Here is a 259-nt window from a genome sequence, read left to right on the forward strand (position 1 = left end):
TGCCGCACAGGCACTCGTAGTCCTTGATCGGGCCGAAGATTTTGGCGCAGAACAGACCGTCACGCTCGGGCTTGAACGTGCGGTAGTTGATGGTCTCGGGCTTCTTGACTTCGCCGTACGACCACGAACGGATTTTCTCAGGCGACGCGAGGCCGATCTTGATCGCGTCAAACTGCTCTTCTTGCTGTACCTGGCGGAATAGGTCGAGCAATGCTTTCATTCCAAACTCCTTGAGTTTGAGGCTGGCGCCCTAGGTTGC

General features: G+C 56.4%; 1 protein-coding gene. It reads right to left on the minus strand.

The features are described from left to right. Positions 1-220, minus strand: a 220-nt coding sequence (locus tag RVY79_RS20260) for a hypothetical protein (protein ID WP_317466378.1), incomplete at its 3' end; no start/stop codon positions are given. Positions 221-259 lie beyond the last annotated feature (39 nt).

The organism is Chromohalobacter sp. HP20-39 (assembly GCF_033052815.1).
Taxonomy (GTDB): Bacteria; Pseudomonadota; Gammaproteobacteria; order Pseudomonadales; family Halomonadaceae; genus Chromohalobacter.